This is a genomic window from Pseudomonas sp. FA117 (assembly GCF_057370475.1).
The window spans coordinates 3,756,814-3,779,675 of sequence record NZ_CM170675.1; the positions used below are offsets into that span (position 1 = coordinate 3,756,814).

A 22,862-nucleotide genomic window follows, 5' to 3' on the forward strand; every position below is an offset into this window, starting at 1 on the left:
CCTGCAGACGGGGGCCGCCGAGCCCCCTGGCGATAACGATCCAGAGACACCTGTTGACTGCCATCCCCAGAACGGACGGGCGAGTAACCGCCGCCTGCACCCATAAAAAAGAGAGAGGCTCCAACCGTGATCGACACCCTGAACCACTTGCCGCGCCCCAGGGCCGGCGCCGACCAGCTCGCCGAAGCCTTCACCGACCTCGCCCCACCCCTGACTGCGCGCCAGGCCGCCGTGGAAAGCGCACGCTGCCTGTACTGCTACGACGCCCCCTGCGTGAACGCGTGCCCGAGCGAAATCGACATTCCCTCGTTCATCCACCGCATCAGTGACGAGAACCTGCAGGGCGCCGCCGAGCGCATTCTGTCGGCGAACATCCTCGGCGGCAGTTGCGCGCGTGTGTGCCCCACCGAGATCCTCTGCCAGCAGGCCTGTGTGCGCAACAATGCCCAGGAGTGCGCACCGGTGCTGATCGGCCAGTTGCAGCGCTACGCCCTGGACAACGCCGGCTTCAGCGAGCACCCGTTCAAGCGCTCGCCCAGCACCGGCAAGCGCATCGCCGTGGTCGGCGCCGGCCCTGCGGGGCTGTCCTGCGCCCACCGCCTGGCGCTGCATGGCCATGACGTGGTGGTATTCGAGGCCCGGGAAAAAGCCGCTGGCCTCAACGAGTACGGCATCGCCCGCTACAAGCTGGTCGATGACTACGCCCAGCGTGAGGTGGAGTTCCTGCTTGGCATCGGCGGCATCGAGATCCGCCATGGCCAGCGCCTGGGCGACAACCTCAGCCTCGGCGAGCTGCGCGACCAGTACCACGCGGTGTTCCTGGGCCTGGGCCTGAACGCCGTGCGCCAGCTCGGCCTGCCTGATGAAGAGGCCCCTGGGATGCTGGCCGCCACCGACTACATCCGTGAACTGCGCCAGACGGACGACCTCAGCCAACTGCCGCTGGCCGACCGCTGCCTGGTGATCGGCGCGGGCAATACCGCAATCGACATGGCGGTGCAGATGAGCCGTCTGGGTGCCCGCGACGTCAACCTGGTGTATCGCCGCGGTGTCGCCGACATGGGCGCCACCGGGCACGAGCAGGACATCGCCAAGGCCAACCAGGTCCGCCTGCACACCTGGGCACGCCCCGATGCCGTGCTGCTGGACGATCAGGGCCGGGTACGCGGCATGCGCTTCGCCCGCACCACCCTGGCAGACGGCCGGCTGACCGATACCGGTGAGTGCTTCGAACTGGCCGCCGATGCGGTCTTCAAGGCCATCGGCCAGTGCTTCGACGACGCCGCTGTGAAGGACCCGGTGGCCGCGCAGCTGGCTCGCGACGGCGAGCGCATCCGCGTCGACGCGCAGATGCGCACCAGCCTGCCGGGCGTCTATGCCGGAGGCGACTGCACCGCCCTGGGCCAGGACCTCACCGTCCAGGCCGTGCAACATGGCAAGCTGGCCGCCGAAGCCATCCATGCCCAACTCATGCTCAATGTGGAGGCAGCGTAAATGGCCGACCTGTCCATCGAATTCGCCGGCATCAAGGCACCGAACCCTTTCTGGCTGGCGTCCGCGCCGCCGACCGACAAGGCCTACAACGTGGTCCGTGCCTTCGAGGCCGGCTGGGGGGGCGTGGTCTGGAAGACCCTGGGCGAGGACCCGGCGGCGGTCAACGTGTCGTCGCGCTACTCCGCGCACTTCGGCGCCAACCGCCAGGTGCAGGGCATCAACAACATCGAGCTGATCACCGACCGCTCGTTGGAGATCAACCTGCGTGAAATCACCCAGGTGAAGAAGGACTGGCCGGACCGCGCACTGATCGTCTCGCTGATGGTGCCGTGCGTCGAGGAGTCATGGAAATTCATCCTGCCGCTGGTCGAGGCGACCGGCGCCGACGGTATCGAGCTGAATTTCGGCTGCCCGCACGGCATGCCCGAGCGCGGCATGGGCGCGGCGGTCGGCCAGGTGCCGGAGTACGTGGAAATGGTCACCCGCTGGTGCAAGACGTACTGCTCGCTGCCGGTGATCGTCAAGCTCACGCCGAACATCACCGACATCCGCCAGTCGGCCCGCGCTGCGCACCGTGGCGGCGCGGACGCGGTGTCGCTGATCAACACCATCAATTCGATCACCAGCGTCGACCTGGAGCGCATGGTCGCCCACCCCATCGTCGGCGACCAGAGCACCCATGGCGGTTACTGCGGCTCGGCGGTCAAGCCGATCGCGCTGAACATGGTCGCCGAGATCGCCCGCGACCCCGAAACCCGTGGCCTGCCGATCTGCGGTATCGGCGGTATCGGCACCTGGCGCGATGCTGCGGAATTCATTGCCCTGGGCAGCGGCGCGGTGCAGGTGTGCACGGCGGCGATGCTGCACGGTTTCCGTATCGTCGAGGACATGAAGGATGGCCTGGCGCGGTGGATGGACCAGCATGGGCACCGCAACCTGGAAGCCTTCCGCGGCCAGGCCGTGGCGCACACCACCGACTGGAAGTACCTGGACATCAACTACAAATCGGTGGCGCACATCGACCAGGACGCCTGCATCGGTTGCGGGCGTTGCCACATCGCCTGCGAAGACACCTCGCACCAGGCGATCGCCAGTACCGTGCAGGCCGACGGCACGCACGTCTACAGCGTGATCGAGGAAGAATGCGTGGGCTGCAACCTGTGCCAGATCACCTGCCCGGTGGAGCACTGCATCGACATGGTGGCCCAGGAGACCGGCAAGCCGTACCTGAACTGGACCCAGGATCCGCGCAACCCCTATCGTGAAGCGAGCTGATCGAGGCCACCGCCTGTGGAGCGGCGGCTCGCCGTTCCACAGGCCCCCCCGCCAGGCCTGTCCAGCTCAAGGCTCCAGCCCGATTCCCCGCAGGATCACGCCAGTGACGGTCTGCACCGCCCGTTCGAAGGCCATGTCCGACAGCGGCTCGCCGTCGTTGAGCAAGGTGACCTGGTAGCCGAAGTCGGCGTAATGCTGGGTCGAAGCCCAGATCATGTACAACAGCGCCGAAGGCTCGACCGGCAGGATGCGCCCCTCCTCTACCCAGCGGCGAATCTTGGCTTGCTTCATCTGCGCCCAGGGCACCAGCGCATCGCCCAGGCTGTCGCCGAGCAGCGGCGCACCGTGAAGAATCTCTTCGGCCCACACCTTCGAACCCAGCGGCCTGGAGCGCGAGTGGCCCATCTTGGCGCGGATGTAGCTGGTCAGTACCACGCGCGGGTCGTCGAACTGCTCGAAACACATCGCATCCTGCTTCCACACCTCCAGCAGATCCTGCAGGACCGCGCGGTACAGTTCGTCCTTGGTGCTGAAGTAGTAATGCAGGTTGGAACGCGGCAACTGCGCACGTTCGGCGATATCGCCCATGGAGGTGACGCCGTAGCCCTGCTCGGCGAACACCTGCTCGGCGGCCTGGAGGATCTTCTCGATATTGCGGCGGCGAATTTCGATCTTGTGGTTGGCCATAAGGCGTCCGAAACGGCAGGAACCGCTCAAGGCTAACACGCACAGGCCATTGCTGCGCCCTGCAGATCGACAACTGTGCTTCGTCTGACAGTTGCAGCGTCACACACCCGCACCCGATCTGGAACCCCATGCCCATGCGTCCGAACCTCCCCCTCTCGCTACTGGCCCTGCTGGCCGGCACCGCCTCCCACGCCGCAGAGCGCATCGAACTCGAGCAGGTGCTGATCCAGGACCGCCAGCAGTCCGAGCAGGAGGCCGCCGGCGAACGGCTGCGCGAGATCCCGGGCGCCAGCAACCTGGTGGACATGGAGAACGTCGGTCAGGGCCGCGTGGCCAGCAACCAGGACGTACTGGCGTACCAGCCCGGGGTGTTCGCCCAGTCGGCGGGCAACGACGGGATCAAGCTGTCGATCCGTGGCTCGGGCATCAACCGCGCGCCAGGCGCTCACGGCTCGGGGGTCTACACGATGTTCGACGGCCTGCCGCTGACCGGCCCAGGCGGCACGCCCTACGAGCTGTTCGAACCCTTGTGGCTGAGCCGCGCCGAGGTGCTGCGCGGTGCCAACGGCTTCGACCAGGGCGCTTTGGCCCTGGGCGGGGCGATCAACTACGTGACCCACACCGGCCACGATGCCACGCCCCTGCAGCTGCGCTACGAGGTCGGCAGCCGCGGCTATCAGCGCCGGCACATCAGCTCCGGCCAGGTGCTGGGCAACCTGGACTACTACGTGGCGCTGACCGACGCCGAGTACGACGGCTACCAGCAGCACAGCAGCGGCAGTGCCAAGGGTGTCGCGGCCAATGTCGGCTATCGCTTCAACCCGAACCTGGAAACGCGCTTCTACCTGCGCTATCGGGAAACCGAGAACGACCTGGCCGGGCGACTGACCAAGGACCAGATCAAGCACCACCCACGCGCCGCCAACCCCGCCTACCTGGCCCGCGACGACAGCCGCCCGCAACCGGGCAGCACCTGGGTGGGCAACAAGACCACCTTCTTCCTCGACGACGACTCACGCCTGGAGGCCGGGCTGGTCTACCACGACTACCCGATGGACCTGCGCGAAGGCCCCATGCGCCTGAAGGTGGCCTACACCGATGTCAGCGGCACGCTCAACTACCTGCGCCGCGACACCCTGTTCGGCCGCGAGAGCAAGACCACCATCGGCTGGCGTACCACCAAGCACCTGCCCAACAGCGGCGCCTCGCAGTTCGCCCGCAGCGGCGACGTATTCGGCCCGCGCAGCCGCGACTTCAGCTACCAGGGCTCGGACACCGTGCTGCACCTGGGCAACGACCTGGAACTGGTGCCCAACCTGTGGCTGACCACGGGCCTGGCGATGATCTATACCCGCCGCGAAAGTGATGTCAGCTACCCTGCCAGCGGTGGCAAGGTCAGCCAGCACGACTGGGACTACGCGCCACGCCTGGGCCTGCGCTACGACATCGATGCGCAGACCCAGGTGTACGGCAACCTCAGCCGCTCCGTCGAACCGCCGCACCCCTGGTCGCTGATCTGGAGTTCGACGGTCGCGACCCAGCCGATCGAGATGCAGAACCAGACCGCGACCACCCTGGAGCTGGGCGCTCGCGGCGACTCGCAGCTCGGCCGCTGGGACCTGGCCTGGTACTACTCGCAGGTGCGGCACGAGCTGCTGGCGGTAGAGATCGTGCCAGGCCAGCCGTTCAAGGAGTTCAATGCCAGCGCCACCGTGCACCAGGGCATCGAGGCCGGCCTGGACAGCACGCTGTGGGAGCAGCCAGACAGCGGCAGGCTGTCGCTGCGCCAGGCCTACACCTTCAGCGACTTCCACTACCGCGACGATGACCGCTTCGGCGACAACCGCCTGCCCGGCATCCCCATGCATTACTACCAGGCCGAGTTGCGCTACGACTGGCCGAGCGGCTTCCACGCGGGCGTGAACACGCAGTTGGCCTCCAAGGTGCAGGTCGACTACGCCAACAGCTACCACGCCGACGCCTATGCCCTGCTGGGTGCGCGCCTGGGCTGGGACTCACCCAAGCGCGACTGGCAGACCTGGCTGGACCTGCGCAACCTGACCAACAAGCGCTACGCCGCGACGGTGACACCAGGGTACGACGACGCCGGGCTGGATGCCGCGCGCTCGACTCCGGGAGAAGGCTTCGCGGTGTATGCCGGGGTGTCCTACAGCTTGCGCTAGCCATCGCCCTGCAGGAGCGGGTGACAGCCAGCAGATCAGGACGGCAACTGCACCTGCGGCGTGGTCTCGGTGAAGATCGTCCAGCTGGAAATGAACAGCGCGGCGATCAACGGCCCGATCACGAAACCATTGAGCCCGAACACGGCCAGGCCGCCCAGGGTCGAGACCAGGATCAGGTAGTCGGGCATGCGCGTGTCCTTGCCCACCAGGATCGGCCGCAACAGGTTGTCCACCAGGCCGATCACCAGCACGCCGAACGCGGTCAGCACGATCCCCTGCCACATGGCACCGGTCAGCAGGAAGTAGACCGCCACCGGCCCCCAGACGATCCCAGCGCCGACCGCAGGCAGCAGCGACAGGAACGCCATCAGCACCGCCCACACCAGCGCACTGGGGATATCCAGCACCCAGAAGATCAGACCGCCCAGTGCCCCCTGGGTGATCGCCACCAGCAGGTTGCCCTTCACCGTGGCCCGTACCACCCGGTTGAACTTCAACTGCAGGCGGCGCTTCTGCTGCTCGGGCAGCGGCACGGCCTGGCGCACCTTGCGCGCAAGCTCCGGGCCTTCACGCAGGAAGAAATACAGCAGGTAGAGCATGATGCCGAAGCTCACCAGGAAGTCGAAGGTGCCCTGGCCGAAGCTGAACGCCTGGCTGGCGAGGAACTGGCTGCCCTGGGTCGCCCATTTGGTGATCTTGTCGCGCAGGCCATCGAGGTTGCCCATGCCCATGCGGTCCAGGCCGTTCTGGGCGAAGTGCGGCAGCATGTCCTTGCCGCGCTCGATGTAGCCGGCGATATCCAGCTGGCCGCTCTCGATGCGCTGGTACAGCGTGGCGCCTTCCTGCACCAGCAGGGCACTGATGATGATCACTGGCAGGATCGCGATCAGCAGGCAGGTTGCCAGGGTCGCACCGGCGGCCAGGTTGCGCCGCCGGTTGAAGCGCAGCAGCAGGTTGCGCTGCAGTGGCGCGAACAGGATGCCAAGGATCACGGCCCAGAAGATCGCGCCGTAGTACGGCAGCAGGATCCAGAAGAACGCGATGGTGACCAGCGCCAGCAATACGGCCAGCGCCCTGTTCTGTAGAGCGGTTTGATTCATGGGCTTTCCTCGGTTGTCCTGGACCTTAGTGCACAGCGTAGGGGCAAAAGTGCCATCAGCGCGGCTTGATCCTGGTCAAAGACCGCATCGTCAGCCCGGCCATCGACGATGCCGTCGCCGGCCAGCAATGGTCTAACTGCCTGGTTCATGACGATCAGAGATCGAACTGGGCGAATGCACTCTTGGCCTGATTACGCAGGTAATCACGGACAGGCTCGCGAAAATCAGCGAACCGTCTGCGGTCGAAGTGGTACAGGGTGCCAATGTTCCAGACCACCATTTCGCGGGTGGTCTCGGTCCAGAAATCGAAGTCGCGCACCGACACGTCCCCATGCAGTTCGAATGCATAGACGGCGAAAAAGATCTGGCCCTGAGCGTCCTTCTGGCACGGTGTGACGACGAAGGATGACGAGCAGCCTTCGTCTGATCCCGATCTGAAGAACTTCCTGGCAAACCGGCTGCGTTGCATGACGCTCAGCGAGTCGAGCACCTGGTTGGCCAGCAGGCTGGGCACATCGCCTGCGACAATCGGTTTGAGCAGATCGCGGAAATCCTCATACTTGTTGATGACCTGCGCTTGACCGGGCAAGCGGCCCATCGGCACGCAACCATGTTTTTCCAGGCGGTTGCGATAGCGGTCCAGCCAGCTCTTCCACAGTTCCCGATGGTCAATATGCTTGCTGGCGAAACCCTCGGCCTGCGCCAGCAGGTCGAGCAAATCGGTGCTCTCCTCTGGCGTCAGGCCTGCACCGATGGAGACCAGGTTTATATCGGACAGGGAAAGCGAGGCGTGCGAAGATAAGTCCATGATGGCTTGTCCGTTGGCTAGGGAGCCCTCACACTAGGCGCCCAAGCGTGGGTCAGGTATCAGGAACCGGTTCCCTTTCGACATGATCGACTGCCCTCCTCAACGGAGCCACGATGAAACGCCCCACCTTCACGCTGCTGGCTCTGCGTCCCACAGCAACCTTGGTATCCGGACGCGCGCCAAGGCTGTGATCGATGTCAGTGATGACCAGCAAGACAACCAGGTCGCCGAACTCTGATGCTCAGCCTGTGGGCCCTTTTTCTCAGCGCCTTCGGCGCTGCCACCCTGCTGCCGCTGCAGTCCGAGGCGGTGCTGGTCGGTCTGCTGCTACGCGATCCCGCGGCCTGGCTCACCCTGCTGCTGGTGGCGACCCTGGGCAATGTGCTCGGCTCGCTGGTCAACTGGCTGCTGGGGCGGGCAATCGAGCGCTTTCGCCAGAAACGCTGGTTTCCGTTCAGCAGCAGCCAGCTCGAGCGCGCGCAGGCACGCTACCAGCGCTGGGGCCAGTGGTCGTTGCTGCTGAGCTGGATGCCGGTGATCGGCGATCCGCTGACCCTGATCGCCGGTATCATGCGCGAACCGTTGTGGCGCTTCATGCTGCTGGTCACCCTGGCCAAGGCCGGGCGCTACCTGGTGGTCGTGATGATCACCCTTGGCTGGTTTCACAGCGGGTAACACCTTTCACGCTTCAGGTGGTCAACTGACTGCTACAGTCGCCTTTTCCTCCCTGACCCTGAACGGAGTTCCCGATGCTGCGCGCAACCGCACTGGCCATGGCCTGCCTGGCCGGCACCCCGGCCATCGCCGCCGAGTCGCCGACCTACGGCAAACAGCTCGAAGGTTTCACCTACCCCCACCCGCTCAAGCACTTCGACTTCAAATCCCAGGGCCAGGACCTGCAGATGGGCTACATGGACGTCCCGGCCCAAGGCAAGGCCAACGGCCGCAGCGTGCTGCTGATGCACGGCAAGAATTTCTGCGCAGCCACCTGGGAGACCACCATCGATGCCTTGACCCACGCCGGCTACCGGGTGATCGCCGCAGACCAGGTCGGTTTCTGCACTTCAAGCAAGCCCGCGCACTACCAGTACAGCTTCCAGCAACTGGCCGACAATACCCATGCATTGCTCACGCAACTGGGCATCGACAAGGTCGACGTGCTGGGTCACTCCACCGGCGGCATGCTCGCCACGCGCTATGCGCTGATGTATCCCCAGCAAGTCGAGCGCCTGGCCATGGTCAACCCCATTGGCCTGGAAGACTGGAAAGCCCTCGGCGTGCCCTACCGTACCGTCGACCAGTGGTATCAGCGCGAGCTCAAGCTCGACGCCGAGGGCGTGCGCAACTACGAGCGCAACACCTATTACGCCGGTCGCTGGAAACCTGACTACGAGCGTTGGGTGCAGATGCTGGTGGGGCTGAACAAAGGGCCTGGGCATGAGGCGGTGGCGTGGAACTCGGCGCTGATCTACGACATGATCTTCACCCAGCCGGTGGTTCACGAGTTCAAGGACCTGAAGGTGCCGACCCTGCTGCTGATCGGAGACAAAGACACCACGGCCATCGGCAGCGACATCGCGCCACCCGAGGTCAAGGCGCGGCTGGGCAAGTACGCAGTGCTCGGGCCGCAGGTCGCCAAGCTGATTCCACAGGGGCAACTGGTGACGTTCCAAGGCATGGGGCATGCGCCGCAGATCGAAGAGCCGGAGCAGTTCCACAAGGCTCTGATCGGCTGGCTGGGGCATTAAGCCCCCGCTGCACCCGATGCAGGAGCGCTCAGGGTCCCCAGACCTGCGCCTCGCTCCAGCCCAGCTCGGCAAGGTCATCCGCCCGCAGGTGCGCCTCTTCCTCACAGAAGAACTCGTCCAGTTGCGGCGGCCTGACCGAGGTGTCGCTGAGCATCGCGTGCACCTGGCCACGGTGATGGATCTGGTGCTCGAACAGGTGCGCGAGCAGGCGCAGGCGCTGCTCGCGCTGCACGCGGTCGGTACGCACGATACTCACATAGCGGCCAAGCTGGTCGTCACGCAGTTGCCGGCAGTAGGCAATCAGCCGCTGGTCGGCCTGAGCCTGTTGCGCATGCAGGTCGGTGCAGGTGGCGAACGGCTGCTCGGGCTCGAAGAAGCGCTCGCAGTCGATCTGCGGTGCTTCACCGCGCTGCTCGCACTCCAGCGCATCGAGGTAGAACCAGTCCACCGTCAGCAGGTGGTTGAGGGTGGCCTTGATCGAGGGAAAGAAACTGCAACGCGGCGCGACGAACTCGTCATGGCTCAGTTGCAGGCAGGCCTTGTAGAGGCGGTGATTGGCCCAGCCGTTGTTGTAGGCCTGGGTCAGCAGATGGCGCGACAGCAGCTCCATGGTCGGCTCCTTCAGGCGAAGCGTTGCAATTGCATCTCCCGCAGCCGGCTGAGGGTCCGCCTGAACGGGAATGCCAGGTACCCTTGAGTGTAGAGCGCTTCGAGAGGCACCTCTGCTTCAAGATACAAGGCAACCCGACGGTCGTAGCATTCATCGACCAGCGCGATGAAGCGCCGCACGCTGTCGTCGCGCGGCGACAGCGATGGCAGCTCGCGCTCACCCGCCTCCACCCGCCGGGCCGCGTCCTCGGTGCCGCGCGCGATGCGCCCGGCACGCTGCTCGCCGCCCAGCTCCGGTACGCCATCGACCAGGATCGCCGCAAAGCGGTCGCACAGGGCCATGAACTCCAGGGCCGCCAGTGGTTGTTCGCACAGGTCGGCGAAACGGCACCAGATGACCCGCTCGCTGCGCCGGACAACGCGGATCTGGCGCGAGCCGACCTGCAGCGGGCGATCAGTGTCCGGATCATCCCCGCTCAATTGCCGGAAGACGTCGTCCAGCGCGCTGGTTCGCCCCGCCTGCGCAACCCAGTAACGCTGTCGGGCGGCACCCGGATGCAGGCGGTGGTCCTGCTCGCCAGCCACATCGAGCACCTGCATGTGCTGCTCGATGGCGGCGATCGCCGGCAGGAAGCGATCCCGATTGAAGCCATCGAGATACAGCTGTTCGGGTGGCTGGTTGGAGGTGGCGACGATCACCACGCCCTGGTCGAACAGGACCTGGAACAGGCGCCCGAGAATGATCGCGTCACCGATATCGTTGACGAACAGCTCATCGAAACAGAGTACGCGGATCTCCCCGGCCAGCTCACGAGCCAGGGCCTGCAACGGATCGGCTGTGCCGCCCAGCTGGAACAGGCGCTGGTGCACCCAGGCCATGAAGTGATGGAAGTGCTGGCGTCTCGAGGGTACTTGCAGACACTGATGGAACTGATCCATCAGCCAGGTCTTGCCACGCCCGACCGGCCCCCAGAGGTAGACGCCCAGGGCGGTGTGGTCCTGCTGCAGCGCCTCGAAACAGCGCTGCAAGGCCGCAACGGCACGGGCCTGCGCTGGATCGGGGACAAAGCCCTGCTGTTGCAGGGCCTGCTGGTAGAGCATGGCGGGCGTCATGGCGGCGTATCACAGGCAAAACCCCATGATAATCCAGCAGCGCCATTGCCCGCCTCCTGCATCAACCTTCGCTGAGCCCGATCTTCAACAGCGCGCCGTCCTTGGCATCGGTCAGCACGTACAGGTAGCCGTCCGGACCGACCCGCACATCGCGAATACGCGCCTTGAGCTCGCCGAGCAGACGCTCCTCGTGCACGATCCTGTCACCGTCGAGCTGCAGGCGAATCAACTCCTGGGTGGCCAGGGCGCCGATGAACAGGTTGTGGTCCCAGGCCTTGAACGTCGGGCTGTCGTAGAAGGCCATGCCGCTGATGCCCGGCGACTTCTCCCACACGTGGTGCGGGTCTTCCATGCCCGCGACGTGCTTGCCCTTGGCCTCGGGAATCGGCATCAGCGAATAGTTGATGCCATGGGTCGCGATTGGCCAGCCATAGTTCTTGCCCGGCTCGGGAATGTTGATCTCGTCACCGCCACGGGGGCCGTGCTCGTGGGTCCAGAGCTTGCCAGTCCAGGGGTTGAGCGCTGCGCCCTGCTGATTGCGGTGGCCGTAGGACCAGATTTCCGGCCGCACGTTTTCCTGCCCGACGAAAGGATTGTCCTTGGGCACCTCGCCATCGGGCAGGATGCGCACCAGCTTGCCCTGCAGCTTGTCCAGGTCCTGGGCGGTGGGCCGCTGATTGTTCTCGCCCAGGGCGATGAACAGGTAGCCATCGCGGTCGAAGACCAGGCGCGAACCGAAGTGATTGCCCTCCGACAGCTTGGGTTGCTGACGGAAAATCACCGTGAAGTTTTCCAGCCGTGCACGGTCCTGGGACAGCTGGCCGCGACCGACCGCCGTGCCGGCCTTGCCATCCGCACCCGCTTCAGCAAACGACAGGTAGACGGTGCGATCCTTCTCGAACTCCGGTGACAGCACCACATCGAGCAGGCCACCCTGGCCCTGCGCCCAGACCTTGGGCACGCCGGACAGCGGCGGGCCGACCTTGCCTTCGGCATTGACGACACGCAGGTTGCCCGAGCGCTCGGTCACCATCATGTCCTTGCCACCTGGCAGGAACGCCAGGGCCCAGGGGTTGCTCAGGCCGTCGGCGACCGTGCTGACAGTCAACTGACCCTCTTCGCTTGGCAATTGTTTCTCGTCAGCGGCGTGCGCCAGAAGCGGAAACAGCGTGGCGGCGGCCAGGGTGGTCATCCAGGTACGTGGCGTCATGCAGGGATCCTTCCAGTAGAGGGCTCAGGGCGCGCGCTGCGAGTCGCGCGGTGGCCGGGTGGGTTCCAGGTTCGGGGTCTGTTGCTGGCGGCGCAGGTTGTCACCGTTGCCAATGCCGCGATTGTCCAGGCTCGGCTGGCGCTGGATAGGCTGGGTCGACGGGCCGCGCACCGGCGGGGTCGACGGCACGCTACCTTGGCGGCTGTTGGGGTTGGCGCGCTGGATCGGGCTGTTGTAGGGGTTGTTACGGTCGCTGGCGGCGAGCAAGGGCATCTGCACCGGCGCCGCGTGAACCGGCAGGCACAGCAGCAGGCTGATAGCCAAGAAAGGCAGTGTAGGTTTCATCCATCATCTCCGGTACGAAAAGTCGCGCCCAAGCGTTGGATAGCCTAAGGCGCTTCAGGTTCGCGACAAAAGCATGAAACCTGCCGGAGTTGATTCGTGATGTTTCCTTGCAGCCAGGACAGCATTGCGCCACAGGGTTTCAACCCTCGGCGGTATTTGCCACACTCAAGAGCCCTTCACCGCCAAGGCCCCGACATGACTGCACGCCTGCGCCACACCGCCCGCCTCTGCCTGGCCATCCTGCTAGCCACCACCCTTGGCGCCTGCGCGCTGCTGCAAGGCCGTGATCCCCTGAACATCAGCGTGATCGGTATCGAGCCATTGCCTGGACAAGAGCTGGAGCTGCGCATGGCGGTGAAACTGCGCGTGCAGAACCCCAATGAAACAGCGGTGGACTACAACGGCATCGCGCTGAATCTGGAAGTGAACGATCAACCACTGGCTGCGGGGGTCAGCGACCAGCGCGGGCAGATCGGGCGCTATGGCGAGGAAGTGGTGGTGGTACCGGTGAGCATCACTGCGTTCTCCTTCCTGCGCCAGGCGTACGGCCTGAGCCGCACGCAATCGTTGCAGGGCCTGCCCTATGTGCTGCGCGGCAAGCTTGCCGGCGGGCCGTTCGGCACCGTGCGATTCACCGACAAGGGTACGCTTGATCTGCCACAGCCCGGCAGTGCGGGCTGGTAAACCTCAGGCTGGCTGCGGGTCAGCGGTTGGCGCTGGCGGCGGCCATCATCTTGTTGACCTCGCTGCGGACCATGTTGGCGAACTCGGGGGGCGACATGCCATCCAGTTCGGCCCGCACCCACTCGGCCCACTTGCCCTTGCGCCGTGACTTCTCGGCAATCATGCGGGCCGCTTCGCCCTTGGCCTTGCCCAGGTTGTTCTGCCACAGCTGGAACAGGCGCGCCTTTTCTGCCTCGATCTGCGCACGCTCGGTGAAATCTCTGTTGGCCAGATTGAAACTCATGGTCTTTCCTGCCGCGTGAAAATGAGCGCTATCTTACACCGTAGCGACGCGCCCCCGGTATGCCGTTGCAACTTTCAAGGCCCGCCGCTTTCCACTGTACAAGTCAATCCATCCAAGAGGACGTGTTCATGGCCAGGAAATCCACCGCGACAACCGAGACCGAGCAGATCAAGGACCAGGTGTTCAGTGAGCTGCAGGCGCTGATCGAAGAATCCGAAAAACTGCTCGACGACAGCGCCTCACTGGTCGGCGAGGAAGCCGACTCCCTGCGTGCCCAGCTCGGCCTCAAGCTACGTCAGGCACGCCAGGCCACCAGCCGCCTGGGCCAGAAGGCACAACCGGTGGTGGATGCCACGCAGGAATACATTGGCGGTCACCCGTGGCAGACCGTAGCGATCTCCGCAGGTTTCGGTCTGGTGGTGGGGCTGTTGCTGGGCCGTCGGCAGTGAGTTGAACCTCGCATCCTGCGGGTCCGGCCTGGCTCAGGCCGGTCGGACCATCGGGATGCCGCTGTGGAAGCGCATTTCCACATCGGGCGAAGTGATCAGCTCTGCTTCCACTTCCCTCACCTTGTCCACCACCCGCGCAATCTCGGCTTCTTCACCATACTGATGGGCCAACTTCAGATAGCCCTGGTAATGCCGCGCCTCACTCTTGAGCAGGCCGTGATAGAAGGTGCCGAGTTCTTCGTCCAGGTGCGGCACCAGCGCCGCGAAACGCTCGCAGCTGCGCGCCTCGATGAAGGCGCCTACCACCAGCGTGTCGACCAGCTTGACCGGTTCATGGGCACGTACCACACGGCGCAACCCCGAGGCGTAGCGACCGGCGGAAACCGGGCGCAGCGGCACGCCCCGCCGCTTCATCAGCCGCAGCACCTGCTCGTGATGCACCAGTTCCTCGCGGGCCAGGCGCGACATCATGTTGATCAGCTCAAGGTGGGTGTTGTACTTGGCAATCAGGCTCAGAGCCGTGCTGGCGGCCTTGAACTCGCAGTTCTTGTGGTCGATCATCAAGGTTTCCTGGTCGGCGAGCGCCGCTTCGATCCAGGCGTCGGGCGTAGGGCAACCAAGGAAGGCGTCGATTTCAGGGGTCAGGGACATAAGCTCACAGCTGGGTGACATCGCAGGAGCGCGGATTATACCGGGGGCGATGCCGATCACCAGCGACTATGCTTGATACACGTCAAACGGCGCAACGCAGCACGCCGACTATAGTCAGGCACTGGCCTTCATTTCCCAGGGGAGTTCATGCCCATGCAAGCCGTTCGCAGCATTCTCGTGGTACTCGACCCCGAGCACGCCCACAGCCGCGCCCTGACCCGGGCCAAGCTGATCGCCGGGGTGACCGGTGCACGCCTGCATCTGCTGATGTGCGACAAGAAGCACGAGCACAACGCCGTGCTCAGCCTGCTGGCCAGCCAGTTGCACGATGACGGCTATGACAACGTCACCCATGAGCAAGCCTGGCACGACACCCTGCATGAGTCGATCATCGCGGTGCAGCAGGCCGAGGGCTGCGAGCTGGTGATCAAGGAGCATCGCCCGGACAACCCTCTGCGCAAGGCACTGCTCACCCCCAGCGACTGGAAGCTGTTGCGTCAGTGCCCTTGCGCGGTATTGATGGTCAAGAGCGAACGGCCCTGGACCGGCGGCAAGATCCTGGCGGCCGTGGATGTGGGCAATCAGGACCAGGACCATCGCCGGCTGCATGCCAGCATTATCGATCATGGCTACGACATCGCCAGCCTGGCCAAGGGTGAACTGCACGTCATCAGCGCCCATCCCTCGCCCATGCTCTCGGCATCCGACCCGGTGTACCAGCTCAGCGAAACCATCGAGAAGCGCTACCGGAAAGCATGTGCGGCATTCCAGGCTGAGTTCGATATCAGCGAGGAGCGCCTGCATGTCGCCGAAGGGCCTGCGGATGTACTGATCCCCTATACCGAAAAGCAGATCGATGCGGTAGTGACCATTATTGGCACTGTGGCACGCAGCGGAATTTCCGGCGCCCTGATCGGCAATACCGCCGAGGTGGTACTCGACTCGCTCGAGGGGGATGTACTGGTACTCAAGAGCGAGGAGGAAACCTCGCATCAGGCCGAGTTGGCGCAGGGCTGACAGTCGGAAAAGACAAAACCCCTACCTGCTCGCGCAGATAGGGGTTTTGCGAAATGAATCTTGACGATGACCTACTCTCACATGGGGAAACCCCACACTACCATCGGCGATGCATCGTTTCACTACTGAGTTCGGGATGGGATCAGGTGGTTCCAATGCTCTATGGTCGTCAAGAAATTCGGTTGCCAGTGCGTCCTTGCAGACACGCCAGCCAATTCGGATATGTGATCTTTGTGGGTCGCTTCGAACTTTCGGTTCGTTTCGTCTTCACCACCACAATCTGCAGGGCAGATTGCTTGGGTGTTATATGGTCAAGCCTCACGGGCAATTAGTATTGGTTAGCTCAACGCCTCACAGCGCTTACACACCCAACCTATCAACGTCGTAGTCTTCGACGGCCCTTCAGGGGATTCTAGATCCCAGTGAGATCTCATCTTGAGGCAAGTTTCCCGCTTAGATGCTTTCAGCGGTTATCTCTTCCGAACATAGCTACCCGGCAATGCCACTGGCGTGACAACCGGAACACCAGAGGTTCGTCCACTCCGGTCCTCTCGTACTAGGAGCAGCCCCTCTCAAATCTCAAACGTCCACGGCAGATAGGGACCGAACTGTCTCACGACGTTCTAAACCCAGCTCGCGTACCACTTTAAATGGCGAACAGCCATACCCTTGGGACCGGCTTCAGCCCCAGGATGTGATGAGCCGACATCGAGGTGCCAAACACCGCCGTCGATATGAACTCTTGGGCGGTATCAGCCTGTTATCCCCGGAGTACCTTTTATCCGTTGAGCGATGGCCCTTCCATACAGAACCACCGGATCACTAAGACCTACTTTCGTACCTGCTCGACGTGTCTGTCTCGCAGTCAAGCGCGCTTTTGCCTTTATACTCTACGACCGATTTCCGACCGGTCTGAGCGCACCTTCGTACTCCTCCGTTACTCTTTGGGAGGAGACCGCCCCAGTCAAACTACCCACCATACACTGTCCTCGATCCGGATCACGGACCTGAGTTAGAACCTCAAGGTTGCCAGGGTGGTATTTCAAGGATGGCTCCATGAGAACTGGCGTCCCCACTTCAAAGCCTCCCACCTATCCTACACAAGCAAGCTCAAAGTCCAGTGCAAAGCTATAGTAAAGGTTCACGGGGTCTTTCCGTCTAGCCGCGGATACACTGCATCTTCACAGCGATTTCAATTTCACTGAGTCTCGGGTGGAGACAGCGCCGCCATCGTTACGCCATTCGTGCAGGTCGGAACTTACCCGACAAGGAATTTCGCTACCTTAGGACCGTTATAGTTACGGCCGCCGTTTACCGGGGCTTCGATCAAGAGCTTCGCTTGCGCTAACCCCATCAATTAACCTTCCGGCACCGGGCAGGCGTCACACCCTATACGTCCACTTTCGTGTTTGCAGAGTGCTGTGTTTTTAATAAACAGTCGCAGCGGCCTGGTATCTTCGACCGGCATGAGCTTACGGAGCAAGTCCTTCACCCTCGCCGGCGCACCTTCTCCCGAAGTTACGGTGCCATTTTGCCTAGTTCCTTCACCCGAGTTCTCTCAAGCGCCTTGGTATTCTCTACCTAACCACCTGTGTCGGTTTGGGGTACGGTTCCCAGTTATCTGAAGCTTAGGAGCTTTTCTTGGAAGCATGGTATCAACCACTTCGCGCTCTAAAGAGCACTCGTCATCAGCTCTCGGCCTTGAAATCCCGGATTTGCCTAAGATTTCAGCCTACCACCTTAAACCTGGACAACCAACGCCAGGCTGGCCTAACCTTCTCCGTCCCTCCATCGCAATAACTGGAAGTACAGGAATATTAACCTGTTTTCCATCGACTACGCTTTTCAGCCTCGCCTTAGGGACCGACTAACCCTGCGTCGATTAACGTTGCGCAGGAAACCTTGGTCTTTCGGCGTGCGAGTTTTTCACTCGCATTGTCGTTACTCATGTCAGCATTCGCACTTCTGATACCTCCAGCAAGCTTCTCAACTCACCTTCACAGGCTTACAGAACGCTCCTCTACCGCATCACCAGAGGTGATACCCGTAGCTTCGGTGCATGGTTTGAGCCCCGTTACATCTTCCGCGCAGGCCGACTCGACTAGTGAGCTATTACGCTTTCTTTAAAGGGTGGCTGCTTCTAAGCCAACCTCCTAGCTGTCTAAGCCTTCCCACATCGTTTCCCACTTAACCATGACTTTGGGACCTTAGCTGACGGTCTGGGTTGTTTCCCTTTTCACGACGGACGTTAGCACCCGCCGTGTGTCTCCCATGCTCGGCACTTGCTGGTATTCGGAGTTTGCATCGGTTTGGTAAGTCGGGATGACCCCCTAGCCGAAACAGTGCTCTACCCCCAGCAGTGATACATGAGGCGCTACCTAAATAGCTTTCGAGGAGAACCAGCTATCTCCGAGCTTGATTAGCCTTTCACTCCGATCCACAGGTCATCCGCTAACTTTTCAACGGTAGTCGGTTCGGTCCTCCAGTCAGTGTTACCTAACCTTCAACCTGCCCATGGATAGATCGCCCGGTTTCGGGTCTATACCCAGCGACTAAAGCGCCCTATTAAGACTCGCTTTCGCTACGCCTCCCCTATTCGGTTAAGCTCGCCACTGAATATAAGTCGCTGACCCATTATACAAAAGGTACGCAGTCACCTAACAAAGTAGGCTCCCACTGCTTGTACGCATACGGTTTCAGGTTCTATTTCACTCCCCTCTCCGGGGTTCTTTTCGCCTTTCCCTCACGGTACTGGTTCACTATCGGTCAGTCAGTAGTATTTAGCCTTGGAGGATGGTCCCCCCATGTTCAGACAAAGTTTCTCGTGCTCCGTCCTACTCGATTTCACTGGCAAGAGATTTTCGTGTACGGGGCTATCACCCACTATGGCCGCACTTTCCAGAGCGTTCCACTAATCTCAAACCAGCTTAAGGGCTGGTCCCCGTTCGCTCGCCACTACTAAGGGAATCTCGGTTGATTTCTTTTCCTCAGGGTACTTAGATGTTTCAGTTCCCCTGGTTCGCCTCTTGCACCTATGTATTCAGTACAAGATACTCAGCTTGTGCTGAGTGGGTTCCCCCATTCAGAGATCTCTGGATCACAGTCTGTTTGCCGACTCCCCAAAGCTTATCGCAGGCTACCACGTCTTTCATCGCCTCTGACTGCCAAGGCATCCACCGTATGCGCTTCTTCACTTGACCATATAACCCCAAGCAATCTGGTTATACTGTGAAGACGACATTCGCCGAAAATTCGTGAGAACTCACAAATTTTACCTTAGCCTGAATTCCAGCAGTGAAACTGGTCTTCAGTCTATTTCTATCACATATCCGAATTTTTAAAGAACGATCTGACAAAAGTCAGAAATCAACATTCATGTCCGAATGTTCATTTCTAAGTTCTGAACAGTGCTGCATCTTGAAAGAGTGGTGGAGCCAAGCGGGATCGAACCGCTGACCTCCTGCGTGCAAGGCAGGCGCTCTCCCAGCTGAGCTATGGCCCCGTTTTGTCCTAGGCCGCACCATGTAATGGTAGGTCTGGGCAGATTTGAACTGCCGACCTCACCCTTATCAGGGGTGCGCTCTAACCAACTGAGCTACAGACCTATAACAGGGTCGCGTTACAGCATCGTCTTTTACAATGAATCAAGCAATTCGTGTGGGAGCTCATCAGCAGGCTGATGTCTTCGATTAAGGAGGTGATCCAGCCGCAGGTTCCCCTACGGCTACCTTGTTACGACTTCACCCCAGTCATGAATCACACCGTGGTAACCGTCCTCCCGAAGGTTAGACTAGCTACTTCTGGTGCAACCCACTCCCATGGTGTGACGGGCGGTGTGTACAAGGCCCGGGAACGTATTCACCGCGACATTCTGATTCGCGATTACTAGCGATTCCGACTTCACGCAGTCGAGTTGCAGACTGCGATCCGGACTACGATCGGTTTTGTGAGATTAGCTCCACCTCGCGGCTTGGCAACCCTCTGTACCGACCATTGTAGCACGTGTGTAGCCCAGGCCGTAAGGGCCATGATGACTTGACGTCATCCCCACCTTCCTCCGGTTTGTCACCGGCAGTCTCCTTAGAGTGCCCACCATAACGTGCTGGTAACTAAGGACAAGGGTTGCGCTCGTTACGGGACTTAACCCAACATCTCACGACACGAGCTGACGACAGCCATGCAGCACCTGTGTCAGAGTTCCCGAAGGCACCAATCCATCTCTGGAAAGTTCTCTGCATGTCAAGACCTGGTAAGGTTCTTCGCGTTGCTTCGAATTAAACCACATGCTCCACCGCTTGTGCGGGCCCCCGTCAATTCATTTGAGTTTTAACCTTGCGGCCGTACTCCCCAGGCGGTCAACTTAATGCGTTAGCTGCGCCACTAAAATCTCAAGGATTCCAACGGCTAGTTGACATCGTTTACGGCGTGGACTACCAGGGTATCTAATCCTGTTTGCTCCCCACGCTTTCGCACCTCAGTGTCAGTATCAGTCCAGGTGGTCGCCTTCGCCACTGGTGTTCCTTCCTATATCTACGCATTTCACCGCTACACAGGAAATTCCACCACCCTCTACCATACTCTAGCTCGCCAGTTTTGGATGCAGTTCCCAGGTTGAGCCCGGGGCTTTCACATCCAACTTAACGAACCACCTACGCGCGCTTTACGCCCAGTAATTCCGATTAACGCTTGCACCCTCTGTATTACCGCGGCTGCTGGCACAGAGTTAGCCGGTGCTTATTCTGTCGGTAACGTCAAAATTGCACGGTATTAACGTACAACCCTTCCTCCCAACTTAAAGTGCTTTACAATCCGAAGACCTTCTTCACACACGCGGCATGGCTGGATCAGGCTTTCGCCCATTGTCCAATATTCCCCACTGCTGCCTCCCGTAGGAGTCTGGACCGTGTCTCAGTTCCAGTGTGACTGATCATCCTCTCAGACCAGTTACGGATCGTCGCCTTGGTGAGCCATTACCTCACCAACTAGCTAATCCGACCTAGGCTCATCTGATAGCGCAAGGCCCGAAGGTCCCCTGCTTTCTCCCGTAGGACGTATGCGGTATTAGCGTTCCTTTCGAAACGTTGTCCCCCACTACCAGGCAGATTCCTAGGCATTACTCACCCGTCCGCCGCTGAATCAAGGAGCAAGCTCCCGTCATCCGCTCGACTTGCATGTGTTAGGCCTGCCGCCAGCGTTCAATCTGAGCCATGATCAAACTCTTCAGTTCAATACTGCTTGGGTTTTTAAGAAACCCTAAACTTGGCTCAGCAATCTCAAATGACTATGTGATTTCTCGCATGGCCACTTGTGATGCTGATAATCTTGGCGACTATCAGTCCGTACTCACAAGCACCCACACGAATTGCTTGATTCGATTTGTTAAAGAGCGTTTGGTCAAGAGCTTTTCGTCTCAACCGAGGCGCGCATTCTACGCTTTCCTCATTCGGTGTCAAGCATTTATTTTGAAGTTTTTCGCGAGAAACTCGTTTAGCCTCAAACACTTGACTCGCTGCGATCTCTCGTAGCGGGAGGCGAATCATACAGCACCAAACGATGCTGTCAACTGCCTTTTTCACCGCTGCCGATCAGGAGACCGAAGCCCTTCGCGCTACACCGAACTCGCTTAACTCGTTGATTAACAAGGAGTTTCGCGTTCCGTTTGCTGCGGAAGTGGGGCGCATTATAAGGGGATTCGAGAGGGCGTCAAGCATTAGTTTCACAAAATCTTAATAAGAATGAGGAGGTTAGCGCATGCTCATCACGACAGCAGTTGCGCCACCCCAGCGCAATTGCGCACTATATTGCGCACCCGCTTCTCTTCTTTATATTAGGATCGCCCCCTCCAGATGAACACCCAACCCCGCAGCCTGGCCGCCACGCTGTTCCCCATCGGCCTGCTGCTGATCGCCATGGCCTCGATCCAGTCCGGCGCCTCGCTGGCCAAGAGCATGTTCCCGGTCGTGGGTGCCCAGGGCACCACGGCACTGCGCCTGGTGTTCGCCAGCATCATCATGCTCGCCCTGCTGCGACCTTGGCGTGCGAAGCTCAACGCGAGCACCCTGCGCAGCGTCATCATCTATGGCCTGGCGCTGGGCGGCATGAACTTCCTCTTCTATATGTCGCTGCGCACGGTACCACTGGGCATCGCCGTTGCACTGGAGTTCACAGGCCCGCTGGCCGTGGCGATCTTCGCCTCGCGCAGGGCGCTGGACTTTCTCTGGATCGCGCTGGCCATCGTTGGCTTGCTGCTGCTGATTCCGACAGGCAATACCGGCGCCGCCCTGGACCTGACCGGCGCTGCCTACGCCCTGGGTGCCGGTGTGTGCTGGGCTCTCTACATTCTATATGGCCAACGCGCCGGTGCGGAGAACGGCATCCAGACCGCCGCCCTGGGCGTACTGATCGCCGCCCTGTTCATCGCCCCGATCGGCATCGTCCATGCGGGCAGTGCGCTGCTCACCCCCGCACTCATTCCTGTGGCGCTGGGGGTAGCGATCCTTTCGACTGCCCTGCCCTACAGCCTGGAGATGGTCGCCCTGACCCGCATGCCCGCCAGGACCTTCGGCACCCTGATGAGCATCGAACCTGCCTTCGGCGCACTGTCGGGGCTGCTGTTCCTGGGTGAGGTGCTGAGCCTGACGCAATGGCTGGCCATCCTGGCGATCATCACCGCATCGGTGGGCGCGACACTGTCCATGCGCAAGGAAAGTGCCCCACCGGTCGCCGCAGACTGATTTGAGAAATAGTTGCATTTGCCACACCGTCAGCCTTGTACCTGCGGGCCTGGCTGTTTAAGCTGTCACAGAATCATCATCTTCGGAAGTTCTACTGAAGCGGGCATGGACGCAGGGAAGATCAGGAAGACGCAGTAATCACTACAAGGGCGAGTCGCAGTAAACGCCCGTTAAGGACAGGAATGAAACGTATTTTTATCATCCTGGCCATCTTGGCCATTGCTGGGTGTGCCGCGACAGCCAAGACCGAGGTGAAGCGGGGCAAGAAGGGCCTGCACATCAATTGCTCGGGGCTTTCGTCGTCCTGGGACAAATGCTACGCCAACGCACAGGCCTCATGCGGCAGCAAGGGCTACAAGGTAATAGCCCGCTCCAGCGACAACGACGAGGAGCCTGGCGACTACATCTTCGGGATCAACCCGGCCGGATACACCAGCCGTAGCATGATCGTCATCTGCAAGTAAGGAAAAGG

Annotated in this window: 19 protein-coding genes, 2 tRNA genes and 3 rRNA genes; 10 read left to right on the top strand and 14 right to left on the bottom strand. The window is 61.3% G+C overall.

Translation table 11 applies throughout. The annotated features are described in order from the left end of the window. The first annotated feature begins 126 nt into the window (after positions 1 to 126). The gene (locus AC1TXO_RS17455) at positions 127 to 1,494 is read left to right on the top strand and encodes an NAD(P)-dependent oxidoreductase (protein ID WP_486402902.1); all 1,368 of its coding nucleotides are present in this window, start codon (positions 127 to 129) and stop codon (positions 1,492 to 1,494) included. Continuing rightward, positions 1,495 to 2,769: an NAD-dependent dihydropyrimidine dehydrogenase subunit PreA gene (preA, locus tag AC1TXO_RS17460; RefSeq protein ID WP_486402903.1), complete on the top strand. Its 1,275-nt coding sequence runs from the start codon at positions 1,495 to 1,497 to the stop codon at positions 2,767 to 2,769. It begins immediately after the preceding gene. Positions 2,770 to 2,835: 66 nt separating this feature from the next. Here preA and AC1TXO_RS17465 read toward each other — a convergent pair whose 3' ends face one another. Further along, entirely contained in the window at positions 2,836 to 3,456 is a 621-nt protein-coding gene (locus tag AC1TXO_RS17465; protein WP_486402904.1) for a TetR family transcriptional regulator C-terminal domain-containing protein, read from the bottom strand. A 134-nt stretch (positions 3,457 to 3,590) separates the two neighbouring features. Here AC1TXO_RS17465 and AC1TXO_RS17470 point away from each other — a divergent pair, with 134 nt between their 5' ends. Continuing rightward, complete coding sequence (locus AC1TXO_RS17470) at positions 3,591 to 5,639, top strand: TonB-dependent receptor family protein (RefSeq protein WP_486402905.1); 2,049 nt, start codon at positions 3,591 to 3,593, stop codon at positions 5,637 to 5,639. Between the two features lie 35 nt (positions 5,640 to 5,674). Here the strand turns inward: AC1TXO_RS17470 and AC1TXO_RS17475 are convergent, their stop codons facing one another. Both AC1TXO_RS17475 and AC1TXO_RS17480 read right to left on the bottom strand, forming a co-directional pair. Continuing rightward, positions 5,675 to 6,739, bottom strand: a complete 1,065-nt coding sequence (locus AC1TXO_RS17475) for an AI-2E family transporter (RefSeq protein WP_486402906.1) — start codon at positions 6,737 to 6,739, stop codon at positions 5,675 to 5,677. Between the two features lie 154 nt (positions 6,740 to 6,893). Then, positions 6,894 to 7,547 (bottom strand): hypothetical protein, encoded by a 654-nt coding sequence (locus tag AC1TXO_RS17480; protein ID WP_486402907.1) that lies wholly within the window; start codon positions 7,545 to 7,547, stop codon positions 6,894 to 6,896. Between the two features lie 237 nt (positions 7,548 to 7,784). Here AC1TXO_RS17480 and AC1TXO_RS17485 point away from each other — a divergent pair, with 237 nt between their 5' ends. Both AC1TXO_RS17485 and AC1TXO_RS17490 read left to right on the top strand, forming a co-directional pair. After that, positions 7,785 to 8,222: a YqaA family protein gene (locus AC1TXO_RS17485; protein WP_486402908.1), complete on the top strand. Its 438-nt coding sequence runs from the start codon at positions 7,785 to 7,787 to the stop codon at positions 8,220 to 8,222. A 74-nt stretch (positions 8,223 to 8,296) separates the two neighbouring features. After that, positions 8,297 to 9,295 carry an alpha/beta fold hydrolase gene (locus AC1TXO_RS17490; protein ID WP_486402909.1) on the top strand — a complete coding sequence of 333 codons (999 nt, stop codon included), beginning with the start codon at positions 8,297 to 8,299 and terminating at the stop codon, positions 9,293 to 9,295. Between the two features lie 28 nt (positions 9,296 to 9,323). On the opposite strand, the gene AC1TXO_RS17495 is transcribed toward AC1TXO_RS17490, so the two are convergent. The 4 genes from AC1TXO_RS17495 to AC1TXO_RS17510 form a co-directional block, all read right to left on the bottom strand. Then, complete coding sequence (locus tag AC1TXO_RS17495) at positions 9,324 to 9,905, bottom strand: DinB family protein (protein WP_486402910.1); 582 nt, start codon at positions 9,903 to 9,905, stop codon at positions 9,324 to 9,326. Positions 9,906 to 9,916: 11 nt separating this feature from the next. After that, complete coding sequence (gene zapE, locus AC1TXO_RS17500; protein ID WP_486402911.1) at positions 9,917 to 11,005, bottom strand: cell division protein ZapE; 1,089 nt, start codon at positions 11,003 to 11,005, stop codon at positions 9,917 to 9,919. Positions 11,006 to 11,078: 73 nt separating this feature from the next. Next, entirely contained in the window at positions 11,079 to 12,227 is a 1,149-nt protein-coding gene (locus AC1TXO_RS17505; RefSeq protein WP_486402912.1) for a PQQ-dependent sugar dehydrogenase, read from the bottom strand. A gap of 24 nt (positions 12,228 to 12,251) precedes the next feature. After that, complete coding sequence (locus tag AC1TXO_RS17510) at positions 12,252 to 12,572, bottom strand: hypothetical protein (protein ID WP_486402913.1); 321 nt, start codon at positions 12,570 to 12,572, stop codon at positions 12,252 to 12,254. Between the two features lie 195 nt (positions 12,573 to 12,767). Here AC1TXO_RS17510 and AC1TXO_RS17515 point away from each other — a divergent pair, with 195 nt between their 5' ends. After that, the gene (locus tag AC1TXO_RS17515; protein ID WP_486402914.1) at positions 12,768 to 13,256 is read left to right on the top strand and encodes an LEA/WHy family protein; all 489 of its coding nucleotides are present in this window, start codon (positions 12,768 to 12,770) and stop codon (positions 13,254 to 13,256) included. Positions 13,257 to 13,275: 19 nt separating this feature from the next. Here AC1TXO_RS17515 and AC1TXO_RS17520 read toward each other — a convergent pair whose 3' ends face one another. Beyond that, positions 13,276 to 13,539 carry a hypothetical protein gene (locus AC1TXO_RS17520; protein ID WP_486402915.1) on the bottom strand — a complete coding sequence of 88 codons (264 nt, stop codon included), beginning with the start codon at positions 13,537 to 13,539 and terminating at the stop codon, positions 13,276 to 13,278. A 128-nt stretch (positions 13,540 to 13,667) separates the two neighbouring features. On the opposite strand from AC1TXO_RS17520, the gene AC1TXO_RS17525 reads away from it, so the two are divergent. Next, positions 13,668 to 13,988: an ElaB/YgaM/YqjD family protein gene (locus tag AC1TXO_RS17525; protein WP_486402916.1), complete on the top strand. Its 321-nt coding sequence runs from the start codon at positions 13,668 to 13,670 to the stop codon at positions 13,986 to 13,988. 33 nt (positions 13,989 to 14,021) lie between these two features. Here the strand turns inward: AC1TXO_RS17525 and AC1TXO_RS17530 are convergent, their stop codons facing one another. Then, positions 14,022 to 14,639, bottom strand: a complete 618-nt coding sequence (locus tag AC1TXO_RS17530; protein ID WP_486402917.1) for a MiaE family protein — start codon at positions 14,637 to 14,639, stop codon at positions 14,022 to 14,024. A 153-nt stretch (positions 14,640 to 14,792) separates the two neighbouring features. Between AC1TXO_RS17530 and AC1TXO_RS17535 the strand changes: the two genes are divergently transcribed. Beyond that, positions 14,793 to 15,656, top strand: a complete 864-nt coding sequence (locus AC1TXO_RS17535) for a universal stress protein (RefSeq protein WP_486402918.1) — start codon at positions 14,793 to 14,795, stop codon at positions 15,654 to 15,656. A 58-nt stretch (positions 15,657 to 15,714) separates the two neighbouring features. On the opposite strand, the gene rrf is transcribed toward AC1TXO_RS17535, so the two are convergent. The 5 genes from rrf to AC1TXO_RS17560 all read right to left on the bottom strand — a co-directional run bounded on the left by rrf (position 15,715) and on the right by AC1TXO_RS17560 (position 20,883). After that, positions 15,715 to 15,830 (bottom strand): 5S ribosomal RNA (gene rrf, locus AC1TXO_RS17540). A 133-nt stretch (positions 15,831 to 15,963) separates the two neighbouring features. Then, a 23S ribosomal RNA gene (locus AC1TXO_RS17545) occupies positions 15,964 to 18,856 on the bottom strand. A gap of 226 nt (positions 18,857 to 19,082) precedes the next feature. Beyond that, positions 19,083 to 19,158 (bottom strand) — tRNA-Ala (locus AC1TXO_RS17550). Positions 19,159 to 19,184: 26 nt separating this feature from the next. Beyond that, positions 19,185 to 19,261: transfer RNA gene (locus tag AC1TXO_RS17555), tRNA-Ile, on the bottom strand. Between the two features lie 85 nt (positions 19,262 to 19,346). Then, positions 19,347 to 20,883: ribosomal RNA gene (locus AC1TXO_RS17560) — 16S ribosomal RNA — on the bottom strand. The 16S, 23S and 5S rRNA genes sit together here with 2 tRNA genes alongside, the layout of an rRNA operon. A gap of 619 nt (positions 20,884 to 21,502) precedes the next feature. Between AC1TXO_RS17560 and rhtA the strand changes: the two genes are divergently transcribed. Further along, positions 21,503 to 22,390 (top strand): threonine/homoserine exporter RhtA, encoded by an 888-nt coding sequence (gene rhtA, locus AC1TXO_RS17565; protein ID WP_486402919.1) that lies wholly within the window; start codon positions 21,503 to 21,505, stop codon positions 22,388 to 22,390. A gap of 182 nt (positions 22,391 to 22,572) precedes the next feature. Continuing rightward, positions 22,573 to 22,854, top strand: a complete 282-nt coding sequence (locus tag AC1TXO_RS17570; RefSeq protein WP_486402920.1) for a hypothetical protein — start codon at positions 22,573 to 22,575, stop codon at positions 22,852 to 22,854. Positions 22,855 to 22,862 lie beyond the last annotated feature (8 nt).

Coding starts and splice junctions, on each gene's coding strand:
- AC1TXO_RS17570 (WP_486402920.1), top strand. CDS start 22,573: ATGAAACGTATTTTTATCATCCTGGCCATCTTGGCCATTGCTGGGTGT.
- AC1TXO_RS17475 (WP_486402906.1), bottom strand. CDS start 6,739: ATGAATCAAACCGCTCTACAGAACAGGGCGCTGGCCGTATTGCTGGCG.
- AC1TXO_RS17485 (WP_486402908.1), top strand. CDS start 7,785: ATGCTCAGCCTGTGGGCCCTTTTTCTCAGCGCCTTCGGCGCTGCCACC.
- AC1TXO_RS17520 (WP_486402915.1), bottom strand. CDS start 13,539: ATGAGTTTCAATCTGGCCAACAGAGATTTCACCGAGCGTGCGCAGATC.
- AC1TXO_RS17515 (WP_486402914.1), top strand. CDS start 12,768: ATGACTGCACGCCTGCGCCACACCGCCCGCCTCTGCCTGGCCATCCTG.
- AC1TXO_RS17470 (WP_486402905.1), top strand. CDS start 3,591: ATGCGTCCGAACCTCCCCCTCTCGCTACTGGCCCTGCTGGCCGGCACC.
- AC1TXO_RS17465 (WP_486402904.1), bottom strand. CDS start 3,456: ATGGCCAACCACAAGATCGAAATTCGCCGCCGCAATATCGAGAAGATC.
- AC1TXO_RS17505 (WP_486402912.1), bottom strand. CDS start 12,227: ATGACGCCACGTACCTGGATGACCACCCTGGCCGCCGCCACGCTGTTT.
- AC1TXO_RS17495 (WP_486402910.1), bottom strand. CDS start 9,905: ATGGAGCTGCTGTCGCGCCATCTGCTGACCCAGGCCTACAACAACGGC.
- AC1TXO_RS17510 (WP_486402913.1), bottom strand. CDS start 12,572: ATGAAACCTACACTGCCTTTCTTGGCTATCAGCCTGCTGCTGTGCCTG.
- zapE (WP_486402911.1), bottom strand. CDS start 11,005: ATGCTCTACCAGCAGGCCCTGCAACAGCAGGGCTTTGTCCCCGATCCA.
- AC1TXO_RS17525 (WP_486402916.1), top strand. CDS start 13,668: ATGGCCAGGAAATCCACCGCGACAACCGAGACCGAGCAGATCAAGGAC.
- AC1TXO_RS17535 (WP_486402918.1), top strand. CDS start 14,793: ATGCAAGCCGTTCGCAGCATTCTCGTGGTACTCGACCCCGAGCACGCC.
- AC1TXO_RS17480 (WP_486402907.1), bottom strand. CDS start 7,547: ATGGACTTATCTTCGCACGCCTCGCTTTCCCTGTCCGATATAAACCTG.
- AC1TXO_RS17530 (WP_486402917.1), bottom strand. CDS start 14,639: ATGTCCCTGACCCCTGAAATCGACGCCTTCCTTGGTTGCCCTACGCCC.
- preA (WP_486402903.1), top strand. CDS start 1,495: ATGGCCGACCTGTCCATCGAATTCGCCGGCATCAAGGCACCGAACCCT.
- AC1TXO_RS17490 (WP_486402909.1), top strand. CDS start 8,297: ATGCTGCGCGCAACCGCACTGGCCATGGCCTGCCTGGCCGGCACCCCG.
- rhtA (WP_486402919.1), top strand. CDS start 21,503: ATGAACACCCAACCCCGCAGCCTGGCCGCCACGCTGTTCCCCATCGGC.